Consider the following 22,575-nt stretch of genomic DNA (forward strand, 5'->3'; position numbering starts at 1 on the left):
AGGCCGTAACAGGCCTCCCGCCATCAGGCATAATCGCGCTCCCTGCCCAACAATGAGGACGGCCCCGGTGAGTTCAGTCAGTAAGTCGATCTTGTTGGTTGACGACGATCAGGAAATTCGCGAGCTGCTGGAAACCTACCTCAGCCGTTGCGGTTTCCAGGTGCGCACGACCGCTGATGGCGCCGGCTTTCGTCAGGCCCTGAACGAGGCGCCCAGCGACCTGGTGATCCTCGACGTGATGCTGCCCGACGAAGACGGCTTCAGCCTGTGCCGCTGGATTCGCCAGCACCCACGGCGCAGCCAGGTGCCGATCATCATGCTCACCGCCAGCTCCGACGAAGCCGACCGGGTCATCGGCTTGGAGCTGGGGGCCGACGACTACCTGGGCAAGCCCTTCAGCCCCCGGGAGTTGCAGGCGCGGATCAAGGCGCTGCTGCGCCGGGTGCAGTTCGCCCAGGAGCGGGTCGCCGGTGAAGTGTTGTGCTTCGACGAATGGCGCCTGGACGTGATCAGTCACCGGCTGTTCCACAACGACGGCGAGGAGGTGATTCTCTCCGGTGCCGATTTCGCCCTGCTCAAGCTGTTCCTCGACCATCCCCAGGAAATCCTCGACCGCGACACCATCGGCAATGCCACCCGCGGCCGCGAACTGATGCCCCTGGACCGCATCGTCGACATGGCGGTCAGCCGCCTGCGTCAGCGCCTGCGGGACACGGAAAAACCGCCGCGGCTGATCCGCACCGTGCGTGGCAGCGGCTATCAGTTGGCAGCCAATGTGGTTGCCGGCAATGCTCTCTGAGGCCGTGCGCGGTCTGCTGCGGCGGGTGCCGGTGCCCCGTTCCCTGCTGGGCCGCATGCTGCTGTTGACCTTGCTCGCGGTGTTATTCGCCCAGGCGCTGTCCAGCGTGATCTGGGTTTCGCAGTTGCGCGCCACCCAGCTCGAAGGCCTGGTGACCAGCGCCCGCAGCCTGGCCCATTCGATGACCGCCAGCGTCAGTTACTTGCGTTCGTTGCCGGTGGCGTACCGGCCCCTGGTGCTCGACCAGTTGCGCAGCATGGGCGGCACCCGTTTTGTCGTGACCCTCAACGACAAGCCCCTGGGCATGCAGGTGCTGCCCGCCACCCCACGCAAAGAAGCGGTGCTGCAGGCGGTGGAACAGGTGCTGCGCCAGTCCCTGGGCAACGACGCGGATCTCTCGGTGACCTTTGTCAGCCCCGATGACCTGCGGATCTTCAATGGCGGCCTCAAGCTCGACGAGTTGCCGCGCTCCTGGGCCCATTACGCCCTGACCCTGGAGCCGGTGAACCCGCCGGTGCTGGTGACCCAGATCCAGATGGCCCCGGGGGAATGGCTGTACATCGCCTCGCTGCTGCCCGAGCCCTACACCAGTCTCGAAGAACAGGGCCTGCCGGCGCAGCAGGTGTGGTTCATCCTGCTCACCAGTGGTTTTCTGCTGCTGTTCATCGGCCTCTTGGTGCACTGGCAGAGCCGGCCCCTCAAGCGCCTGGCCCGGGCCGCGCGGGACATGTCCCTGGGCGCCGACGTCGAGCCGGTGGCGGAGGGCGGCGGCAGTGAAGTGGTGGAAGTGGGGCGGGCCTTCAACAGCATGCGCGAACGCATCAGCCGCTACCTGACCGAGCGCAGCCAGCTGTTCAGTGCCATTTCCCACGACCTGCGCACCCCCATCACCCGCCTGCGCCTGCGGGTCGAACTGCTGGAGGACGAACAACTGCAAGCCAAGTTCGGCCGCGACCTGGACGAGCTGGAACTGCTGGTCAAGGGCGCGTTGCAATGCGTCAAGGACACCGACATCCACGAGAACATCGAGCCGGTGGACCTCAACCAGGTGCTCGACTGCCTGGTGGAGCCTTACCTGGCGCCCCACGGCAATGGCCGAGTGACCCAGCAGGGCCGGGCGCAGGCCAGCTATCCCGGCAAGCCCCTGGCGCTCAAGCGCTGCATGGGCAACCTGATCGACAACGCCCTGAAGTACGGGCAGAACGCCCACCTGTACATCGAAGACGATGACAACGCCTTCGTCCTGCACGTGGACGACGAAGGCCCGGGCGTGCCGGAGCAGCGCCTGGAGCAGGTGTTCGAACCGCACTTTCGCCTGGCCGGCCAGCAGCAGGGCTACGGCCTGGGCCTGGGCATCGCGCGCAACATCGCCCACAGCCACGGTGGCGAAGTCAGCCTGCAGAACCTGCGCGAAGGCGGCCTGCGCGTGACCCTGTGCCTGCCCCGGACCTTCGACTGACGGAGTACGGCAGGCTTGTGTAGGAGCTGGCTTGCCAGCGAAGGCGTCCTCAAGGGCACCACAGGACCCAAGGGCCTCTTCGCCGGCAAGCCGGCTCCTACGGGTGGAGCCGTGCAATGTCACGGTTTGGTGACATTGTGCGGGTCCTTCGTTACCTGCGGTTGTGCGCGGCTTGATTAGACTCAGGCCTTCGATAAAAACAGCAACAGGTCACCCATGAACCGTCTTTCCCTGCCATTGAGCAGTTGGCTGAACGCGCCCGCTCACCATTCCTGGCTCGCCGCCGAAGGCCTGCGCCTGCTGGATTTCGCCAAGGCTTCACGACTCGCCGAAGGCTTCGGCAACCTCGATGCCCAGGGCTGCCTGCCCGCCGGTGCCCAGGCCGAAACCATGAACACTGCACGCATGACCCACAGCTTCGCCATGGCGCACATCCAGGGCCTGCCGGGTTATGCCGGGCTGGTGGATCACGGTATCGCCGCGCTCATGGGGCCGCTGCGCGATGCCGAGCACGGCGGCTGGTTCGCCGTCGCCGGGCAGGCCGATGGCAACGCCACCAAGGCCGCCTACCTGCATGCCTTTGTCGCCCTGGCCGCCAGCTCTGCGGTGGTGGCCCGGCGGCCGGGTGCCGAGGCGCTGCTTGAGGAGGCGATCCGGATCATCGACGGGTATTTCTGGAGCGAGGAGGAGGGCGCCATGGGCGAATCCTTCAACCGCGACTGGAGCGAGCAGGAAGCCTATCGCGGCGCCAACAGCAACATGCACGCCACCGAGGCCTTCCTGGCCCTGGCCGATGTCACCCAGGACCCGCGCTGGCTCAACCGCGCCCTGCGCATCGTCGAGCGGGTGATCCATCAGCACGCCGCCGCCAACGACTTCATGGTGATCGAGCATTTCGACCCTGACTGGCAGCCCTTGCGCGACTACAACCGGGCCTTTCCCGCCGATGGTTTCCGCCCCTTCGGCACCACGCCGGGCCACGGTTTCGAGTGGGCACGCCTGCTGTTGCACCTGGAGGCGTCGCGCGGCCTGGCCGGGATGCTGACCCCGGGCTGGCTGGCGCTGGATGCGCAACGTCTGTTTGCCAGCAACTGCCGCCACGGCTGGGACGTGGATGGCGCCCCGGGCATCGTCTACACCCTGGACTGGGACAACCGGCCAGTGGTGCACCAGCGCCTGCACTGGACCCACGCCGAGGCCAGCGCCGCCGCCAGCGCCTTGCTCAAGCGCACCGGCCAGGAGCAGTACGAGGTCTGGTACCGGCGTTTCTGGGAGTTCTGCGAAGCCCATTTCATCGATCGCCAGCAGGGCAGTTGGCATCACGAACTGGGTCGCGACAATCGCCCTGCTGCCGAGATCTGGGGCGGCAAGCCGGACCTCTATCACGCCTGGCAAGCCGTGCTGATTCCGCGCCTGCCGCTGGCGCCGAGCATGGCCTCGGCTTTGGCCCAGGCGTCTGTTCCGGGCCTTGTGTAACCATGTCGTGACATTTCACCGTCGCTTCGTTACCCGAACGTTCGACTAGGCTGTTTAGACTCGTGTGCAGCGCAAGCACCAGACTTGCATGCATAACAACAAGAAAGGTACTTCAAATGAATGCGATTTCTCGCCTCGCCACTGTCATTTCCCTTGCCTCTCTGTTTCCCCTGAGCGCCCTCGCCGCCGACTCCAAAGGTTCCGTGGAAGTCGTCCACTGGTGGACCTCGGGTGGTGAAAAAGCCGCTGTCGATGTGCTCAAGGCCCAAGTGGAAAAAGATGGTTTCACCTGGAAGGACGGCGCCGTGGCCGGTGGTGGCGGCTCTACCGCAATGACCGTGCTGAAAAGCCGCGCCGTGGCCGGCAACCCGCCGGGCGTAGCCCAGATCAAGGGCCCGGACATCCAGGAGTGGGGCAGCACCGGCCTGCTCAGCACCGACACCCTCAAGGACGTGGCCAAGGCGGAAAACTGGGACGGCCTGCTCTCGTCCAAGGTGGCCAATACCGTCAAGTACGAAGGTGATTACGTAGCGGTGCCGGTGAACATCCACCGGGTCAACTGGCTGTGGATCAACCCTGAAGTGTTCAAGAAGGCCGGGATCGACAAGGCCCCGACCACCCTCGAAGAGTTCTATGCCGCCGGCGACAAGCTCAAGGCCGCGGGCTTCATCGCCCTGGCCCACGGTGGCCAGCCGTGGCAGGACAGCACCGTGTTCGAAGACGTGGTGCTCTCGGTCATGGGCCCTGAAGGCTACAAGAAAGCCCTGGTGGACCTGGACCAGAAAACCCTCGCCGGCGCGGAAATGACCAAGGCCTTCACCGAGCTGAAGAAGATCACCGGCTACATGGACCCCAACCGCGCCGGGCGTGACTGGAACATCGCCGCCGCCGACGTGATCGGCGGCAAGGCCGGCATGCAGATGATGGGCGACTGGGCCAAGAGCGAGTGGACGGCGGCGAAGAAAATCGCCGGCAAGGACTACCAGTGCGTGCCGTTCCCAGGCACTGACAAGGCCTTTACCTACAACATCGACTCCCTGGCGGTGTTCAAGCTCAAGGCCGATCGCAAGGGTGACATCGCCGCCCAGCAGGACCTGGCCAAGGTGGCGTTGGGCAAGGACTTCCAGAAGGTCTTCAGCATCAACAAGGGCTCGATCCCGGTGCGTACCGACATGCTCAATGACATGAGCGCCGAGGGCTTCGACTCCTGTGCCCAGGCTTCGGCCAAGGACTTCCTGGCGGACGAGAAGACCGGCGGCCTGCAGCCGAGCATGGCGCACAACATGGCCACTTCCCTGGCGGTGCAGGGCGCGATCTTCGACGTGGTCACCAACTTCATGAACGACAAGGATGCGGACCCGGCCAAGGCCAGTGCGCAACTGGCCTCGGCGGTCAAAGCCGCGCAGTGACTGCGCACGCCGCAGGTTTGCCTGCGGCGATTTATCTGACGATGCTTCCCCCCTTCTGTAGGAGCGAGCTTGCTCGCGATGACGGCCTGACATTCACCCTGGGTGTCGACGGTTGAATCGCTATCGCGAGCAAGCTCGCTCCTACGGAGGGCGCGTCGGACTTCATTCCTTCAACTGGATTATCCCGATGAGCTCTGTCGCGGTTTTCAGCAAAGCCTCACCCCTGGACGCACTGCAGCGCTGGCTACCCAAGCTGGTGCTGGCGCCGAGCATGGTGATCGTGCTGGTGGGTTTCTACGGCTACATCATCTGGACGTTCATTCTGTCCTTCACCAATTCCAGCTTCATGCCGAGCTACAAGTGGGTCGGCCTGCAGCAGTACCTGCGCTTGATGGACAACGACCGCTGGTGGGTGGCGAGCAAGAACCTCGCGGTCTTCGGCGGCATGTTCATCGCCATCAGCCTGGTGCTGGGGGTGTTCCTCGCGGTGCTGCTGGACCAGCGCATCCGCAAGGAAGGCTTCATCCGCACCGTGTACCTGTACCCCATGGCGCTGTCGATGATCGTCACCGGCACCGCCTGGAAGTGGCTGCTCAACCCCGGCCTGGGCCTGGACAAAATGCTCCGCGACTGGGGCTGGGAAGGCTTTCGCCTGGACTGGCTGGTGGATCAGGACCGGGTGGTCTACTGCCTGGTGATCGCCGCCGTGTGGCAGGCCTCGGGCTTTGTCATGGCGATGTTCCTCGCCGGCCTGCGCGGTGTCGATCAGTCGATCATCCGTGCCGCCCAGGTGGACGGTGCGAGCCTGCCGACCATCTACCTGAAGATCGTCCTGCCGAGCCTGCGTCCGGTGTTCTTCAGCGCCTTCATGATCCTCGCCCACATCGCCATCAAGAGCTTCGACCTGGTGGCGGCGATGACCGCGGGCGGCCCGGGCTACTCCTCCGATCTGCCGGCGATGTTCATGTATTCCTTCACCTTCAGCCGCGGCCAGATGGGCATCGGCTCGGCCAGCGCGATGCTGATGCTCGGTGCCGTGCTGACCATCCTGGTGCCGTACCTGTACTCCGAACTGCGGGGCAAGCGCCATGACTAACTCCCTCGCCAAGCCGACCCTGAATTTCAGCCGGATCGCCATCTACGCCACCTTGCTGCTGGCGGCGGCGGTGTACCTGATTCCCCTGGTGGTGATGCTGCTGACCAGCTTCAAGACCCCGGAAGACATCCGCACCGGCAACCTGCTGAGCTGGCCCCAGGTGGTGGACGGCATCGGCTGGATCAAGGCCTGGGACACCGTGGGCGGCTACTTCTGGAACTCGGTGAAGATCACCGTGCCGGCGGTGCTGATCTCCACCTTCATCGGTGCGATGAATGGCTACGTGCTGTCGATGTGGCGCTTTCGCGGCTCCCAGCTGTTCTTCGGCCTGCTGCTGTTCGGCTGCTTCCTGCCGTTCCAGACTGTGCTGCTGCCGGCCTCGTTCACCCTCGGCAAGTTCGGCCTGGCCAACACCACCACCGGCCTGGTGCTGGTGCACGTGGTCTACGGCCTGGCCTTCACCACGCTGTTTTTCCGCAACTACTACGTGAGCATCCCCGATGCCCTGGTCAAGGCCGCGCGCCTGGACGGCGCCGGGTTCTTCACCATCTTCGGCAAGATCCTGCTGCCGATGTCGGTGCCGATCATCATGGTCTGCCTGATCTGGCAGTTCACCCAGATCTGGAACGATTTCCTGTTCGGCGTGGTGTTCGCCAGTGGCGACGCGCAACCGATCACCGTGGCCCTGAACAACCTGGTCAACACCAGCACCGGGGCCAAGGAATACAACGTTGATATGGCGGCGGCGATGATCGCCGGGCTGCCGACACTGCTGGTCTACATCTTCGCCGGCAAGTATTTCCTGCGCGGGCTGACGTCCGGCGCAGTCAAGGGGTAAAGCATGGCCACTCTCGAATTACGCAACGTCAACAAGACCTACGGTGCCGGCCTGCCGGACACCCTGAAGAACATCGAGCTGAAGATCGACGACGGTGAGTTCCTGATCCTCGTCGGCCCGTCCGGCTGCGGCAAATCCACCCTGATGAACTGCATCGCGGGCCTTGAGAACATCAGCGGCGGGGCGATCCTGGTGGACGACGCCGACATCAGCGGCATGAGCCCCAAGGACCGCGACATCGCCATGGTGTTCCAGTCCTACGCGCTGTACCCGACCATGAGCGTGCGCGACAACATCGCCTTCGGCCTGAAGATCCGCAAGATGCCCAGCGCCGAGATCGACGCGGAAGTGGCGCGGGTGGCCAAGCTGTTGCAGATCGAACACCTGCTGACCCGCAAGCCGGGCCAGCTCTCCGGTGGTCAGCAACAGCGGGTGGCCATGGGCCGGGCCCTGGCGCGGCGGCCGAAGATCTACCTGTTCGACGAACCGCTGTCCAACCTCGACGCCAAGCTGCGGGTCGAGATGCGCACCGAAATGAAACTGATGCACCAGCGCCTGAAGACCACCACGGTCTACGTCACCCACGACCAGATCGAAGCCATGACCCTGGGCGACAAGGTGGCGGTGATGAAGGACGGGATCATCCAGCAGTTCGGTACGCCGAAGCAGATCTACAACGACCCGGCCAACCTGTTCGTGGCGAGCTTCATCGGGTCGCCGCCGATGAACTTCATTCCCCTGCGCCTGCAACGCAAGGACGGCCGCCTGCTGGCGCTGCTGGACAGTGGCCAGGCTCGCTGCGAACTGCCCCTGGGGCCGCAGGATGCCGGCCTGGAAGACCGCGAGGTGATCCTCGGCATCCGTCCGGAGCAGATTGCCCTGGCCGCCACTGAAGCCAATGGCTTGCCGACCCTGCGCGCCGAGGTCCAGGTGGTCGAGCCCACCGGTCCCGACACCCTGGTGTTCGTCACCCTCAATGGCACCAAGGTCTGCTGCCGTCTGGCTCCGGATCAGGCGCCCGATGCCGGGCAAACCCTGACCCTGCAGTTCGATCCGGCCCGGGTGCTGCTGTTCGATGCCCAGAGCGGCGAGCGCCTGGGGACGGCCGCAGCGTCGCCGACGCAAACCCTCGGCAACGTTGCGCAGTTCAAGGGTCGTTGAATCCATGGCGGATGGCCTGTCATCCGTCGCACCCGCTGTAAACCACGTTGGATAGATCGTTAATAACAATAAAGACGAGGATGTAGGGATGAAAAAGCGACACAGCAACACCCGGCTGCTTTGCCAGTTGTCAGCGGCTGCGGCACTGGTCCTGTCGGCCAATGCCATGGCCGACGAGGCGTTCAGCGCCGACTCCAAGTGGATGACCGGCGACTGGGGCGGTGAGCGCACCAAGCTGATCGAGCAGGGGATCGACATCAAGGCCGACTACGTCGGGGAAATGGGCGCCAACCTGCGGGGTGGCTACAACGACGACAAGACCGGGCGCTACAGCGATCAGTTCGGCCTGGGCGTGGCCTTCGATCTGCAGAAACTGCTGGGCTGGGACAACACCCAGGCGAAGATCCAGCTGACCAACCGCAACGGTCAGAACATCTCCAACGACCGCATCGGCGACCCGCGTGCCGGCACCCTGAGTTCCTCCCAGGAAGTCTATGGCCGCGGCCATATGGTGCGTCTGACCCAGTTGTGGGTGCAGCACCAGTTCCTCGACGGCAAGCTGGACGTCAAGGCCGGTTATTTCGGTGAAGGCGAAGACTTCAACACCTTCCCCTGCGACTTCCAGAACCTGGCCTTCTGCGGCTCCCAGGTGGGCAACTGGGCCACCGGCATCTGGTACAACTGGCCGGTCAGCCAGGCGGCGTTGCGCATCAAGTACCACATCACCCCCGAGCTGTATGCGCAGATCGGCGCCTACAACCAGAACCCGTCGCAGCTGGAACATGGCAACGGCTTCAAGCTCAGCGGCAGCGGCACCAAGGGCACGGTATTGCCGGTGGAACTGGTCTGGTCGCCCAAGCTCAACAGCCTGCCGGGCGAGTACCGCGTCGGTTACTACAAGAGCACGGCCGACGCCAATGATGTGCGCAAGGACGTCAACGGTCTGGACGCCGCGGACACCGGTGACGCCTATCGCGTGCACAACAGCAAGCACGGCTACTGGTTCGTCGGGCAACAGCAGCTCACCACCCACAACGGTGATGCTTCCCGTGGCCTGAACATCGCCGCCAACGCCACCTTCCACGACAAGGACACCAACGTCGTCGACAACTACCAGTCGTTGATGTTCGTCTACAAGGGCCCGTTCGACGCGCGTCCGAAGGATGACGTGGGCATCGGTTTTGCGCGGATCCACGTCAACGACGATGTGCGCAAGAACGCCCAGCTGATCAACGAGGACAACGGCATCAGCAACTACGACAACCCGCTGTACATGCCACTGCGCGACACCGAATACAACTACGAGATCAACTACGGTTTCCACGTGACCAACTGGCTGACCGTGCGCCCCAACCTGCAATACATCACCCATCCGGGCGGTGTGGATGAAGTGGATAACGCGTTGGTGGCCGGGCTGAAAATTCAGTCGGTGTTCTAGAGCTGTTGCGATAAGCTCCTCCTCCATGTGCGCATTTTGCGGATGGCCTGTGCCGTCCGCTTTTTTTTGTGGGGTCGGCGCAGCCCCCTCATGAATATCGAGACAGCAGTGATTTTCAGGACCGCGGCCCATGCATGAGCATCCGCTACAACGCTTTTTCAAATCCCTGCGCGAACGCCCGGTGTTCGCCTGGGAGCGCTATCAGATGCGCGATGTGCTGGTGATCGATCACCCGCTGTGCCAGGCGGTGTTCAGTCGCCAGGGCGCCCAGTTGCTGCACTTCCAGCCGGCCGGGCAGAAGCCCTGGTTGTGGTGCGCCTCGAAGTGGCCGCAAGTGGGGGCGATCCGTGGCGGGGTGCCGGTGTGCTGGCCCTGGTACGGTCGCCATCCCAGCGAGAATGCCTGGCCGTCCCACGGTTGGGCGCGGCTGCTGGACTGGAAACTGCTGGACAGCAGTAACGATGAGGACGGCGTGCGCCTGCACTGGCAATTGCAGCTGTGCGACTGGAAGGTCGACCTGCATGCGCACCTGGGCCAGAGCATGGACCTGCGCCTGAGCACCGAGCACCAAGACAGTGAACCCTGCCAGTTGAGCCAGGCTTTGCACGCCTACTGGCGTATTGGCGACGTCGGTGAGGTAGCGCTGTCTGGGCTTGATGGCGCCCAGGGTTACGACCAGTTGAATCGCCAGGTTTGCCAGCAGCAGGGCGAGTTGCGGGTCGAAGGCGGTTGCCAGCGGGTGTTCCAGCATGAAGGCGAATTGCAGCTCAAGGACCACGCCTGGCAGCGCGAGCTGTGCATCGATACCGGTGACGACGCCGACACCGTGGTCTGGCATCCGGGCACCCGGCCGCTGCTGGGGGTGAGCTGGAATGAGGTGTCGCGGTTTGTCTGCGTCGAAGCGGCTGTCGGGGGCACCGACAGCCTGTGCCTGGCGCCGGGGGAGCAGGCGCACCTGAGCTTGCAGGCGCGGGCTGCGGGGTAGGTGCCGGCTGGCCTCAGTTGAACTCGTCGCCCACCGGGTAGCGGCTGGCGTTGAGGCTTTCCTTGATCTTGCGCAGGTGCGGCTGGAAGTCCACGCCACGGCGCAGGGTCATGCCGGTGGCCAGCACGTCGAGCACGGTGAGCTGGATGATCCGCGAGGTCATCGGCATGTAGATGTCGGTGTCTTCCGGCAGCGGGATGTTCAGGCTCAAGGTGCTGGCCTTGGCCAGGGGCGAGTTTTCCGCGGTCAGCCCCAGCACCGAGGCGCCGTTTTCCCGGGCAATGCGTGCCACTTCCACCAGTTCGCGGGTGCGGCCGGTGTAGGAAATGATCACGAACAACTCGCCGGTGTGGGCCACCGAGGCGATCATGCGCTGCATCAGCACGTCGGCGTGGGCGGTGACGGCCAGGTTGAAGCGGAAAAACTTGTGCAGCGCATCCATGGCCACCGGGGCCGAGGCACCGAGACCGAAGAAGTGGATCTGCCGCGCCTGGATCAACAGGTCGACGGCCTTGCTGATCAGGTTCGGGTCCAGGGCCTGGCAGGCGCTGTCCAGGGAAGCGATGGCGCTGCCGAAGATCTTTTGCGTGTAGGCTTCGGGGTTGTCGTCGGCCTCCACCGCGCGGCTGACGTAGGCCGCGCCGCTGGCCAGGCTCTGGGCCAGTTGCAGCTTGAGTTCCGGGTAACCGCTGACACCGAAGGAGCGGCAGAAGCGATTGACCGTCGGCTCGCTGACCGAGGCGGCCTGGGCCAGGGCGGCGATGCTGAAGCGAGTCGCCTGCTGCGGGTTGAGCAGGATGACTTCGGCGACTTTACGTTCCGCTTTGTTCAGTTCTTCAAGGCGGTTCTGGATCTGCTCCAGAAGATTTCGCACTCGGTCCATTAAAGTTTCCTAGATCGGCTAGACAGGCGCCGCGGCAGAGCCGCGACAAGCGCCCGCAATGCGAAGTTGAGAGGAGGCCTATCCTACTGATGGCTCGGAACGACCACCACCTGGAATCTGTATTTTGTAAAAATGTTGTGTTTATTACTACATTTTTCCTTGAGTGATGCCTTGAAAAAAGGTATTTGTAGCTTAACTTGATAAAAGAACAAACATCATGCCTTCGATTACGGTTGAACCCTGCACCTTTGCCTTGTTCGGCGCGCTGGGCGATCTGGCGCTGCGTAAGCTGTTTCCTGCCTTGTACCAACTCGATGCCGCTGGTCTGTTGCACGACGATACGCGGATCCTGGCCCTGGCCCGTGAGCCGGGCAGCGAGCAGGAGCACCTGGCGAACATCGAAACCGAGCTGCGCAAGTACGTCGGCGACAAGGACATCGATGCCGCGGTTCTCAAGACCTTCCTGGCCCGCCTGAGCTACCTGCATGTGGATTTCCTCAAGGCCGAGGACTACGTGGCCCTGGCCGAGCGCGCCGGCAGCGAACAGCGCCTGATTGCCTACTTCGCCACTCCGGCCGCGGTGTATGGCGCGATCTGCGAGAACCTGTCGAAGGTCGGGCTCAACCAGCACACCCGCGTGGTCCTGGAAAAACCCATAGGTTCGGACCTGGATTCCTCGCGCAAGGTCAACGACGCGGTGGCCCAGTTCTTCCCGGAAAACCGCATCTACCGGATCGACCACTACCTGGGCAAGGAGACGGTGCAGAACCTGATCGCCCTGCGTTTCGCCAACAGCCTGTTCGAAACCCAGTGGAACCAGAACTACATCTCCCACGTGGAAATCACCGTGGCCGAGAAGGTCGGCATCGAAGGCCGCTGGGGTTACTTCGACAAGGCCGGCCAGCTGCGGGACATGATCCAGAACCACCTGCTGCAACTGCTGTGCCTGATCGCCATGGACCCGCCGGCCGACCTGTCCGCCGACAGCATTCGTGACGAGAAGGTCAAGGTGCTCAAGGCCCTGGCGCCCATCAGCCCGGAAGGCCTGACCACCCAGGTGGTGCGCGGCCAGTACATTGCCGGTCACAGCGAGGGCCAGTCGGTGCCGGGTTACCTGGAGGAAGAAAACTCCAACACCCAGAGCGACACCGAAACCTTCGTCGCCCTGCGCGCCGATATCCGCAACTGGCGTTGGGCCGGGGTGCCGTTCTACCTGCGTACCGGCAAGCGCATGCCGCAGAAACTGTCGCAGATCGTCATCCACTTCAAAGAGCCGTCGCACTATATCTTCGCCCCCGAGCAGCGCCTGCAGATCAGCAACAAGCTGATCATCCGCCTGCAGCCGGACGAAGGTATTTCGCTGCGGGTGATGACCAAGGAGCAGGGCCTGGACAAGGGCATGCAGCTGCGCAGCGGTCCGTTGCAACTGAATTTTTCCGATACCTATCGCAGCGCGCGGATTCCCGATGCCTACGAGCGGTTGTTGCTGGAAGTGATGCGCGGCAATCAGAACCTGTTTGTCCGCAAAGATGAAATCGAAGCCGCGTGGAAGTGGTGTGACCAGTTGATCGCCGGGTGGAAAAAATCCGGTGATGCGCCCAAGCCCTATGCGGCCGGGTCCTGGGGGCCGATGAGCTCCATTGCACTGATCACGCGGGACGGGAGGTCTTGGTATGGCGATATCTGATTTGCAACTGCCGGCGGCTGTAGCGGCCCACGAATTCCGCAGCCCGACCCTGTTGGCCGAAGGCCAGGCATTGCGCGTGGCCGAGCTGCTGCGCGAGGCCATTGCCGCTCGCGGCCAGGCGACCCTGGTGGTGTCCGGCGGCCGTAGCCCGGTGGCGTTTTTCCAGGCCCTGGTCAAGCAGGAACTGGACTGGTCCAAGGTGTTGATCACCCTGGCGGACGAGCGTTGGGTGCCGGTGGAACATGCCGACAGCAATGCCGGTCTGCTCAAGCGTTACCTGCTCCAGGGGCCGGTGGCCAAGGCGCGTTTCCTCGGCCTCTACAGTGCCGCGGCCAATCTTGAAGAGGCGGCGCAGCAAGCGGACAGCCTGCTGGCCGAACTGCCGGGCATCGATGTGCTGGTACTGGGCATGGGCGATGACGGGCACACCGCGTCGCTGTTTCCCAACAGCCCGAACCTGGCCGAAGCGCTGCAGGCCGACGGCACTCGCCGCTGCTGGCCGATGCTGGCGCCGAGCGTGCCCCACCAGCGCCTGAGCATGAGCCGGGCCTTGCTGGCCTCGGCCCGGCATTCGCTGTTGTCGATTTCCGGTCAGTCCAAGCTGGCCACCCTGAGTGCCGCACTGGCTGGTGACGCTGTCGCCGAAATGCCGATTCGCGCCTTCCTGCAAACCCCGTTAGAGATTTACTGGTGCCCATGAGCCAAGGATCAGCCGCTATGACAAACCTACCCCCGACCGTTTCCATGGCGGACAAAGTTGCCCTGATCGACAGCCTCTGCGCCAAGGCGCGGATCCTGCCGGTGATCACCATCGCCCGGGAGCAGGACGTGCTGCCCCTGGCCGATGCCCTGGCCGCCGGTGGCCTGACGGCCCTGGAAGTGACCCTGCGTTCGCAGTTCGGCCTCAAGGCGATCCAGATCCTGCGTGAGCAGCGTCCGGAGCTGGTGACCGGTGCCGGCACCGTGCTCGATCCGCAGATGCTCGCCGCGGCGGAGGCGGCCGGCTCGCAGTTCATCGTTACCCCGGGGATTACCCGTGACCTGCTGCAAGCCAGCGTGGCCAGCCCGATCCCGCTGTTGCCGGGGATCAGCAACGCCTCTGGAATCATGGAGGGTTATGCCCTGGGTTACCGCCGCTTCAAGCTGTTTCCGGCGGAAGTCAGCGGTGGCGTGGCGGCGATCAAGGCCCTGGGCGGCCCGTTCGGCGAAGTTAAATTCTGCCCGACCGGCGGCGTCGGCCCGGCCAACATCAAGAGCTACATGGCCTTGAAGAATGTGATGTGCGTGGGCGGTAGCTGGATGCTCGATCCCGAGTGGATCAAGAACGGCGACTGGACGCGGATTCAAGAGTGCACGGCCGAGGCCCTGTCTCTGCTGGACTGAAGTTTTACCTGATTCGTTGGTGTGTTCTACGGCTTTACGGTGCGCTTGGTCGGTGCACCGTTTTTTTTTGCCTGGAGAAAATCGGTTGCCTTTCGGGCCGAAGGGGCAGGGGCATCGGCTAGCGGCGTGGGTGGCGCTGCCAGGGGGGTAGTTGGTGGTGCAAAAGGCTGTCAAAAGTGACTGTAAGCATGTGCTGGACCTTCAGCCTCCGGTGCGGGGGCCTGTATTTCAGTGTCTGGGCTTGGGTTTGCCGTGTTTGGCGCGCAGCGGGTCCAGCAGGTCGGACAGGCCGTTGTGATCGATTTCCTGCATCAGGGCCAGCAGGCCGCCGAGTTCGCCCTTGGGGAAGCCTTCACGGGCGAACCAGTTCAGGTAGGGGCCGGGCAGGTCGGCGAGGATGCGGCCCTTGTACTTGCCGAAGGGCATTTCCCGGGTGACCAGCAGTTCAAGTGTTTCAGGAGTCATGGGGGTCGCCTGGCGGTGGTTCGAACGCCTGTGAAAATACAGGCATTCTGCATGCAGGCCAAATGACAGATCATGCAAATAACGCGGAGACAGATTTTTAGTTAATTATTAACTTATTGAAAAATAAACAAAAAATTTAAATTCAAAGTCTGGCATGACGGGTGCAAAGGTTACTTCAGCAGTTAACTCAGCCGTTGACTCAACTCTCCCAACCCGTAAGGAACCAGAAAATGACTGACTTGAATAAAGAAGCAATTTCGGTACTCAACAGCCTGATCGAGACCAGCAAGGACGGTCAGGAGGGGTTCAAGACCTGTGCCGAAGACATCAAGCATCCGGAGCTCAAGGCACTGTTCATCAAACGCTCCAGCGATTGCGCGACTGCCGCCGCCGAACTGCAGTCCGTGGTGCGTTCCATGGGCGGCGAACCGGAAACCTCCACCAGCGTCAGCGGCGACCTGCACCGCCGTTGGGTCGACCTCAAGTCGCTGGTGACCGGCAAGGACGAGGAGTCGGTGCTCAACGAGGCCGAACGCGGCGAAGATCATGCGCTGAAGTCCTACAAGGAAGCCCTGGAGAAAATCAGCAAGCACAACCTGGTGGGGATTCGTGATGTGGTGGAGCGCCAGTACCACGGCGTGCAACGCAATCACGATCAGGTCAAAGCCCTGCGCAACCAGGCCCGTGCCCGTTCGTAAGTCGTAAAGCCTGTCAAAAACGCCAGCCAGTCTGGCGTTTTTTTATGCCTTGGATTTAATGCTGGACGGGATTTAGTTAGCTAGCTAATAATTAGCTCGCGCCCGCTTGTGGCGATCCCGACTATGGTTAATTCATCCCTTCGAGAGTCCCGCTTCGTGCCTATTACCTTGCAGGCGTTGCTTGCTCCCAGCCTTCCCGCGTTGCAGTTCGCGATCAAGACCCTGTTGGGCGGTGGTCTGGCGCTGTGGCTGGCCTTGCGCTGGGGCCTGGAGCAGCCGGCCTGGGCGCTGATGACCGCGTTCATCGTCGCTCAGCCGTTGTCCGGAATGGTCCTGCAAAAGGGGCTGGCCCGGCTGCTGGGGACCCTGGTCGGTACCCTGATGTCGGTGCTGTTCATGGGCCTGTTCGCCCAGACGCCCTGGTTGTTCCTGCTGGCCCTGGCCCTGTGGCTGGGCTTGTGCACCGCCAGTTCCACGCTGCTGCGCAGTGCCTGGTCCTATTCCTTCGTGCTGGCGGGCTACACCGTGGCGATCATCGCCTTGCCCGCCATCAGCCACCCGTTGACCGTGTTCGATCAGGCCGTGGCCCGTTGCACGGAAATCTCCCTGGGGATCATCTGCGCCACCGCCAGCAGTGCCCTGATCTGGCCGATGCGGGTCGAGCGGCAATTGGCGGATCAGGCCCGCAGCGCCTGGCACAGTGGCATGCAGGCGGCCCGCGCGACCCTGGCCGGCGATGCGCTGGCCCGCCAGGGCTTGCTGGAGATACTCGGGCGCATTGTCGCTGTGGATTCCCAGCGCGAACACGCCTGGTTCGAAGGCCCGATGGGCCGCCAGCGAGCCCGGGCCATCAGTGGCCTGAGCCAGAAGCTGCTGATGCTGTTGCGGATTTCCCGTTCGGTACGCCGCCAGTGGAAACAGTTGGACACCGACGAGGCCCGACAGCTGCAGCCCTGGATGGAGCCGGTGCAGGAGGCCCTGGGCGGCACCGACAAGCAGGCCTTGCAGGCGTTGCGTCCGCGCCTGCTGGAGGCCTCCCATGATGCCCGGCTCAGCGCGGCGCAGAGCTTTTGCCTGGCGCGTCTGGCGCTGCTGCTGGATACCGCCCTGGCGGCCAGCAATGCGCTGGAAGCGGTGCAGGAGGGGCGGGCGCCGCAGGAGCAGCCGGCGACCCTCACGCCTCATCGCGACCTGTCGCTGGCCCTGGTGTTCGGTGCGCGCAGTGCCTTGGCGTTCCTGACCGTGGCCAGCTTCTGGCTGGCCACGGCCTGGCCTGCCGCCTCCGGGGCCATGCTCCTGACCTGCGTGGTCTGCAGCCTGTTTGCCAGTCGTGAAAACGGCGCGCAGATCGGTATGAGCTTCATGCGCGGGATCTTCCTGGCGATTCCGGCGGCGTTCCTGGTGGGGCAGATCCTGCTGCCGCAGTGGAGCGGTTTTGCGATGTTGGCCATGGCCATGGGGGTGCCGTTGTTCTTCGGGGCACTGGGCATGGCCAAGCCGCAGATCGGCGCCACGGCCACCTCGTTCTGTCTGCACTTCATCGTGTTGATCTCGCCGATGAACCACATGAGTTTCGATGTCGCCAGTTTCTTCAATAACGCCCAGGCCATGGTGCTGGGGGTGGGGGCTGCGGTGCTGGCCTTTCACCTGCTGATCCTGCGCAACCCGGCCTGGCATGGCCGGCGGCTGTTGGCCGCGACCCTGAGCGATCTGGTGCGCCTGACCCGGCGTAACCTGCGGGGCGCGGAAAGCTGGTTTGGCGGGCGCATGGCCGACCGCCTGCTGCAACTGGCGCGGCATTATCCGGAACTGCCGGAACCGGCCCGCAGCCGCTGGGACGATGGTTTGCTGGGCCTGGATATCGGCGACGAACTGCTGCACCTGCGCCTGAGTCTGGCGGTGGCCCAGGTGCCGGTCAGTGCCGCGCAGCGTGAATACTTCGAACAGTTGCAACGGGTTCTGGAACAGGGCCCGGCGGGCCCCTGCCAGGAAGCGCTGGCGCAGCCCAGCGCCAGCTTGCTCGCCGCCCTGGAGCAACAGCCGCCCAGCGACGCCTTGAAGCTGGCCAAGGGCGCGGTGGTGCAATTGCACAACAGCTGGCGCAGTTGGTGCCGGCAGCAGGAGGACAGCCATGGGGCTGCGTGAGTGGTCGTTGGGCGGGGTGCTGCTCAGCCCGTTTCTGATTTATGTGGTGCTGGCCCTGGTGGTCACCACCGGCCTGCGGATGCTGGTGCGAGTCACCGGACTGGGGCGCTGGATCTGGCATGAAGCCCTGTTCGATTGCGCCCTGTACGTGTGTGTCCTGACCCTGATCACTGTGGTCCTGGGACCTTTATAAGGAGTTGATTATGCGTACACCTGTACGTGTCGTAGTGACCTTGTGCCTGGTGGCGGTGGCGATCTTCGCCGGGTATCACCTGTGGCAGTACTACATGCTCACGCCCTGGACCCGGGATGCGCGGATCCGTGCCGATGTGGTGATCGTGGCCCCGGATGTCTCCGGTTGGGTGCGCGAGCTCAAGGTGGCGGACAACCAGCAGGTCAAGGCCGGTGAGTTGCTGCTGAGCATTGATCGCGAGCGTTTCGAGGCCGCGCTGGAGAAGGCCCAGGCGGTGGTGCAGACCCGCCAGCAGCAACTGAGCCTGCGCGAGCACGAGGCCAGCCGCCGCGCCGCCCTGGGGCCCCAGGCCATCAGTGCCGAACTGCGGGAGAACGCCCAGATCAACGCCGGGATCGCCCGGGGCGAACTGCGCCAGGCCCAGGCCGAGGCCAAGGTGGCGGAGCTCAACCTGGCCCGCAGCCAGGTGCGCGCGCCCCGCGATGGGCACATCACCAATCTGCGTCTGGCCGAGGGCAACTATGTCAACGCCGGGCAGCCGGTGATGGCGCTGATCGATGATTCGACGTTCTACGTGCAGGCCTACTTCGAGGAAACCAAGCTGCCGCGGATCCGCGTCGGCGATCCGGTGAAGGTCTGGCTGATGAGCGCCGGCGACGCCTTGCAGGGTCACGTGCAAAGCATCAGCCGGGGCATTACCGATCGCAACGCGACCCCGGACGGGCAACTGCTGGCGGAAGTGGAACCGACCTTCAACTGGGTGCGTCTGGCCCAGCGGATACCGGTGCGGATCCAGCTCGACAAGGTGCCTGAAGGCATCAATCTGAGTGCCGGGATGACCGCCAGCGTGCAGGTGGAGGAGGGTGGCAAGCGCTAGGAGCCGGCTTGCCGGCGAATGCACTGGCAAGCCATGACGCGAGGAACGTCTTCGCCGGCAAGCCGGCTTCCAGGGGGCGCGAGACTTAGCCGATGGTGATGGCGGGCAGGGTCGGCAGGGTGACGGTCTGTTGCTTGCGCGGGGCGAGGATCTCGGCTTCGCCGTCCACCACCAGCTCATCGCGCTGGTTGAATACGCGGGTGGCGATGCGCACGCGGAATTTTGGCAGTTTTTCGAGGATTTCCAGGCGCACGGTCAGGGTGTCGCCAATCTTCACCGGCTTCTGGAAGCTCATCTGCTGGCCGATGTAGATGGTGCCCGGGCCGGGCAGCTCGCAGGCCACCGCGGCGCTGATCAGCGCGCCGCTGAACATGCCGTGGGCGATGCGCTCCTTGAACATGGTGGCGGCGGCGAACTCGGGGTCCAGGTGCACCGGGTTGTGGTCGCCGGACATGGCGGCAAACAGCTGGATGTCACGCTCTTCGACGGTCTTGCTGTACTGGGCGGTCTGGCCGACTTCCAGGGCTTCGTAAGGGGTGTTGGTAACCTGGGTCATGTTGCTGAAATCCTCTGACAGATAAATGAACGTAGCGACTGCGCCAGCCCTTACTCCGCGCGGGGCGGGCGACGGTGTAGCAGGGCCTGATCGAGCCAGGCCAGGACGTCGTGGGTCACTTGGTCACGGTTGCTTTCGTTGAACAGCTCATGACGCGCTTGCGGGTAGATAGTGAGTTGCAGGCACTGGCTGCCGGCCTCGCGCAGCGCGCTGGCCAGATCCTTGAGACGCTTGCCGGCGCTCACCGGATCACATTCACCGCCGATCACCAGCAACGGCAGGCCCGGATCGATCTGCGCCAGGTTGGAAATCTTGCTGATCTGCTGCAGGCCGCCCAGCAGGTCGATCCATAACTGGTTGCTGCAGCGGAAGCCGCACAAGGGGTCATTCACGTACTTGTCGACTTCCGCCGGGTCGCGGCTGAGCCAGTCGAAGGCGGTGCGATTGGGTTTGAAGGCCTTGTTGAACGATCCGAAGGACAGCCACTCGATCAGCGCGCTGCGTCCCGTTGCGCCCTGGCGCCAGCGCTCGAAACGGGCGATCAGGCTGGCGATGCGGTACAGGGCCACGGGCTGGAAGTTCGAGCCGCTGAGGATCGCCCCATGCAGGCTGGCGCTGTGGTGCAGCAGGTAGGCCTGGGCGATGTAGCTGCCCATGCTGTGGCCCAGCAGCACGATGGGGGTGCCCGGGTGCTGCTGGCCGATGTACTGGTTGAGGCTGGCCAGGTCGCCGACCACCTTGTTCCAGCCGCCGTGGTCCGCGTAGTGGCCGAGTACGCCGTGCTGCGCGGTGTTGCCGTGGCCGCGCTGATCTGGCGCATAGAGGCCATAACCTGCGGCACACAGGGCCGCCGCCAACCGGGCATAGCGCCCGCTGTGCTCGGCCATGCCGTGGGACAGCAGGATCACCGCCTTGAGCGGGGGCTCGGGCAGCCACTGGTTGACGAAGAGGCGTTGGTGGTCGCTTGTGGTCAACCAGAAGGTGTCGTGGGTCATGGCGATTCCTTTGCTCGGAGACGCTGCACTTTATAGCGCATCAATGGGTGTGCGTCCGATTCGTCGGCCTGTTGGACGCAAGATTCACACAGTTAATGACACACTTGCGCATATTTGCCTGAATCGTCATAGCTGCTAACGTCCGAGGAGCCCCGCCGCTGATAGCGTTACAGTGGCGGCCCGGACCGTTCAGGCAATAAGAGGACAAGAATAATGCAACCTGATTTCTGGAATGATAAGCGCCCCGCCGGCGTCCCCAACGAGATCGATCTGGGGGCCTACAAGTCGGTGATCGAGGTGTTTGAGCGTTCCTGCAAGAAGTTTGCTGACCGCCCGGCGTTCAGCAACATGGGGGTGACCCTCACCTACGCCGAGCTGGAACGCTACAGCGCGGCCTTCGCCGGTTATCTGCAAAGCCGTACCGACCTGGTTCCGGGGGATCGTATCGCGGTGCAGATGCCCAATGTCCTGCAGTACCCGATCGCGGTGTTCGGCGCGTTGCGGGCCGGCCTGGTGGTGGTCAACACCAACCCGCTGTACACCGCGCGGGAGATGCGTCATCAATTCAAGGATTCCGGGGCCCGGGCCCTGGTCTACCTGAACATCTTCGGGCAGAAGGTTCAGGAAGTGCTGGGCGACACCGACATCCAGTTCCTGATCGAAGCCAAGATGGGCGACATGCTGCCCAGTGCCAAGGGGTGGCTGGTCAATACCGTGGTGGACAAGGTCAAGAAGATGGTGCCGGCCTATCACCTGCCCCAGGCCATTTCCTTCAAGAGTGCCTTGCGCCTCGGGCGTGGCCTGGGGATCAAGCCGCTGCAGGCCGGGCTGGAGGATGTCGCCGTGCTGCAGTACACCGGTGGCACCACCGGCCTGGCCAAGGGGGCGATGCTGACCCACGGCAACCTGGTGGCCAACATGCAGCAGGCCCGGGCCTGCCTCGGCCAGCACGGGCCCGATGGCCATACCCAGTGGCGCGAAGGCCAGGAAGTGATGATCGCGCCGCTGCCGCTGTACCACATCTATGCCTTCACCGCGAACTGCATGTGCATGATGGTGACCGGCAACCACAACGTGCTGATCACCAACCCGCGAGACATCGGCGGCTTCATCAAGGAGCTGAAGAAGTGGCGGTTCTCCGCGCTGCTGGGGCTGAACACGCTGTTCGTGGCGCTGATGGATCATCCGGAATTCAAGCACCTGGATTTTTCCAACCTCAAGCTGACCAACTCCGGCGGCACGGCCCTGGTCAAGGCCACGGCGGAACGCTGGCAGCAGCTCACCGGCTGCCGGATCACCGAAGGCTATGGCCTCACCGAAACCTCGCCGGTGGCCTGCACCAACCCCTATGGCGACCGCTCGCGGTTGGGCACGGTCGGTCTGCCGGTGCCGGGCACCACCTTGAAGGTCATCGATGACCAGGGCACCGAGTTGCCGCTGGGCGAGCGCGGCGAGCTGTGCATCAAGGGACCGCAGATCATGAAGGGCTACTGGAACAAGCCCGAAGCCACCGCGGAGGTGCTGGACGCCGAAGGCTGGTTCAAGTCCGGGGATATCGCGGTGATCGATCCGGACGGTTTCGTGCGCATTGTCGATCGCAAGAAGGACATGATCATCGTCTCGGGTTTCAACGTGTATCCCAATGAGATCGAAGATGTGGTCATGGCTCACCCCAAGGTCGCCAACTGCGCGGTGATCGGCGTGCCGGACGAGCGTTCCGGCGAGGCGGTGAAGCTGTTTGTGGTGCCCCGTGAAGCGGGGGTCAGCCTGGAAGAGCTCAAGGCCTACTGCAAGGAGAACTTCACCGCCTACAAGGTGCCCAAGCACATTGTCCTGCGTGAGTCGCTGCCGATGACGCCCGTGGGCAAGATCCTGCGCCGCGAGTTGCGTGACATCGCCTGATTCGTGAGTTCCTCCCTCGGGGGCCAGCCGGTTGACGCAGCGGGCTGGCCCCCGAGTCGTTTCAGGGGCGCAAAGCCACGGGCTAGAGAGGAATTCGCAGGGATAGAATTTTTACTCTAAAAATGACCAT

21 protein-coding genes are annotated in these 22,575 nt (G+C 63.7%); 17 read left to right on the plus strand and 4 right to left on the minus strand.

Annotated elements, in window-relative coordinates:
* The first annotated feature begins 67 nt into the window (after window positions 1-67).
* From GWQ44_RS23210 to GWQ44_RS23250, 9 genes are all read left to right on the plus strand, one after another.
* Entirely contained in the window at window positions 68-799 is a 732-nt protein-coding gene (locus GWQ44_RS23210) for a response regulator transcription factor (protein WP_016962961.1), read from the plus strand.
* The gene (locus GWQ44_RS23215) at window positions 789-2,258 is read left to right on the plus strand and encodes an ATP-binding protein (protein ID WP_275928338.1); all 1,470 of its coding nucleotides are present in this window, start codon (window positions 789-791) and stop codon (window positions 2,256-2,258) included. The genes GWQ44_RS23210 and GWQ44_RS23215 overlap by 11 nt, the downstream gene beginning before the upstream one ends.
* A 216-nt stretch (window positions 2,259-2,474) precedes the next feature.
* Window positions 2,475-3,734 carry an AGE family epimerase/isomerase gene (locus GWQ44_RS23220; RefSeq protein WP_275928339.1) on the plus strand — a complete coding sequence of 420 codons (1,260 nt, stop codon included), beginning with the start codon at window positions 2,475-2,477 and terminating at the stop codon, window positions 3,732-3,734.
* Between the two features lie 116 nt (window positions 3,735-3,850).
* On the plus strand, window positions 3,851-5,143 hold the full coding sequence (locus GWQ44_RS23225) for an ABC transporter substrate-binding protein (protein ID WP_016962964.1): 1,293 nt from the start codon (window positions 3,851-3,853) through the stop codon (window positions 5,141-5,143).
* 187 nt (window positions 5,144-5,330) lie between these two features.
* Window positions 5,331-6,239, plus strand: coding sequence for a sugar ABC transporter permease (locus tag GWQ44_RS23230; protein WP_011062870.1), 909 nt, complete (start codon window positions 5,331-5,333; stop codon window positions 6,237-6,239).
* On the plus strand, window positions 6,232-7,077 hold the full coding sequence (locus GWQ44_RS23235; protein ID WP_047305723.1) for a carbohydrate ABC transporter permease: 846 nt from the start codon (window positions 6,232-6,234) through the stop codon (window positions 7,075-7,077). Before GWQ44_RS23230 ends, GWQ44_RS23235 begins: the two co-directional genes overlap by 8 nt.
* 3 nt (window positions 7,078-7,080) lie before the next feature.
* Window positions 7,081-8,238, plus strand: coding sequence for an ABC transporter ATP-binding protein (locus tag GWQ44_RS23240; RefSeq protein WP_016963035.1), 1,158 nt, complete (start codon window positions 7,081-7,083; stop codon window positions 8,236-8,238).
* A gap of 88 nt (window positions 8,239-8,326) precedes the next feature.
* Window positions 8,327-9,676 (plus strand): carbohydrate porin, encoded by a 1,350-nt coding sequence (locus GWQ44_RS23245; RefSeq protein ID WP_016963036.1) that lies wholly within the window; start codon window positions 8,327-8,329, stop codon window positions 9,674-9,676.
* Window positions 9,677-9,806: 130 nt separating this feature from the next.
* Window positions 9,807-10,661, plus strand: a complete 855-nt coding sequence (locus tag GWQ44_RS23250) for a D-hexose-6-phosphate mutarotase (protein ID WP_016963037.1) — start codon at window positions 9,807-9,809, stop codon at window positions 10,659-10,661.
* A gap of 13 nt (window positions 10,662-10,674) precedes the next feature.
* Here the strand turns inward: GWQ44_RS23250 and GWQ44_RS23255 are convergent, their stop codons facing one another.
* Complete coding sequence (locus GWQ44_RS23255) at window positions 10,675-11,535, minus strand: MurR/RpiR family transcriptional regulator (protein WP_170001736.1); 861 nt, start codon at window positions 11,533-11,535, stop codon at window positions 10,675-10,677.
* 226 nt (window positions 11,536-11,761) lie between these two features.
* Here GWQ44_RS23255 and zwf point away from each other — a divergent pair, with 226 nt between their 5' ends.
* The 3 genes from zwf to GWQ44_RS23270 are packed head-to-tail and all read left to right on the plus strand — an operon-like array spanning window position 11,762 to window position 14,614.
* Window positions 11,762-13,231 carry a glucose-6-phosphate dehydrogenase gene (gene zwf, locus GWQ44_RS23260; RefSeq protein WP_275928340.1) on the plus strand — a complete coding sequence of 490 codons (1,470 nt, stop codon included), beginning with the start codon at window positions 11,762-11,764 and terminating at the stop codon, window positions 13,229-13,231.
* On the plus strand, window positions 13,218-13,931 hold the full coding sequence (pgl, locus tag GWQ44_RS23265; protein WP_016963040.1) for a 6-phosphogluconolactonase: 714 nt from the start codon (window positions 13,218-13,220) through the stop codon (window positions 13,929-13,931). The genes zwf and pgl overlap by 14 nt, the downstream gene beginning before the upstream one ends.
* Window positions 13,932-13,948: 17 nt before the next feature.
* Window positions 13,949-14,614 (plus strand): bifunctional 4-hydroxy-2-oxoglutarate aldolase/2-dehydro-3-deoxy-phosphogluconate aldolase, encoded by a 666-nt coding sequence (locus tag GWQ44_RS23270; RefSeq protein ID WP_275928341.1) that lies wholly within the window; start codon window positions 13,949-13,951, stop codon window positions 14,612-14,614.
* Window positions 14,615-14,842: 228 nt separating this feature from the next.
* Here GWQ44_RS23270 and GWQ44_RS23275 read toward each other — a convergent pair whose 3' ends face one another.
* On the minus strand, window positions 14,843-15,079 hold the full coding sequence (locus GWQ44_RS23275) for a DUF3820 family protein (RefSeq protein ID WP_015636734.1): 237 nt from the start codon (window positions 15,077-15,079) through the stop codon (window positions 14,843-14,845).
* Between the two features lie 230 nt (window positions 15,080-15,309).
* Here GWQ44_RS23275 and GWQ44_RS23280 point away from each other — a divergent pair, with 230 nt between their 5' ends.
* The 4 genes from GWQ44_RS23280 (at window position 15,310) to GWQ44_RS23295 (ending at window position 18,992) form a co-directional block, all read left to right on the plus strand.
* Window positions 15,310-15,777: a PA2169 family four-helix-bundle protein gene (locus GWQ44_RS23280; protein ID WP_016963043.1), complete on the plus strand. Its 468-nt coding sequence runs from the start codon at window positions 15,310-15,312 to the stop codon at window positions 15,775-15,777.
* A 156-nt stretch (window positions 15,778-15,933) separates the two neighbouring features.
* On the plus strand, window positions 15,934-17,922 hold the full coding sequence (locus GWQ44_RS23285) for an FUSC family protein (RefSeq protein ID WP_275928342.1): 1,989 nt from the start codon (window positions 15,934-15,936) through the stop codon (window positions 17,920-17,922).
* A complete protein-coding gene (locus tag GWQ44_RS23290; protein WP_016963045.1) occupies window positions 17,909-18,115 on the plus strand; it encodes a DUF1656 domain-containing protein in 207 nt (68 codons plus the stop codon). The genes GWQ44_RS23285 and GWQ44_RS23290 overlap by 14 nt, the downstream gene beginning before the upstream one ends.
* Before the next feature lie 10 nt (window positions 18,116-18,125).
* Window positions 18,126-18,992, plus strand: coding sequence for an HlyD family secretion protein (locus GWQ44_RS23295; protein WP_016963046.1), 867 nt, complete (start codon window positions 18,126-18,128; stop codon window positions 18,990-18,992).
* Window positions 18,993-19,077: 85 nt separating this feature from the next.
* Here GWQ44_RS23295 and GWQ44_RS23300 read toward each other — a convergent pair whose 3' ends face one another.
* Both GWQ44_RS23300 and GWQ44_RS23305 read right to left on the minus strand, forming a co-directional pair.
* Window positions 19,078-19,548, minus strand: coding sequence for a MaoC family dehydratase (locus tag GWQ44_RS23300; RefSeq protein WP_011062855.1), 471 nt, complete (start codon window positions 19,546-19,548; stop codon window positions 19,078-19,080).
* Window positions 19,549-19,598: 50 nt separating this feature from the next.
* On the minus strand, window positions 19,599-20,543 hold the full coding sequence (locus GWQ44_RS23305; RefSeq protein WP_016963047.1) for an alpha/beta hydrolase: 945 nt from the start codon (window positions 20,541-20,543) through the stop codon (window positions 19,599-19,601).
* Between the two features lie 213 nt (window positions 20,544-20,756).
* Here GWQ44_RS23305 and fadD2 point away from each other — a divergent pair, with 213 nt between their 5' ends.
* Entirely contained in the window at window positions 20,757-22,445 is a 1,689-nt protein-coding gene (fadD2, locus tag GWQ44_RS23310; protein ID WP_016963048.1) for a long-chain-fatty-acid--CoA ligase FadD2, read from the plus strand.
* Window positions 22,446-22,575 lie beyond the last annotated feature (130 nt).

Source organism: Pseudomonas sp. 3MA1 (genome assembly GCF_029237275.1).
GTDB lineage: Bacteria > Pseudomonadota > Gammaproteobacteria > Pseudomonadales > Pseudomonadaceae > Aquipseudomonas > Aquipseudomonas fluorescens_AP.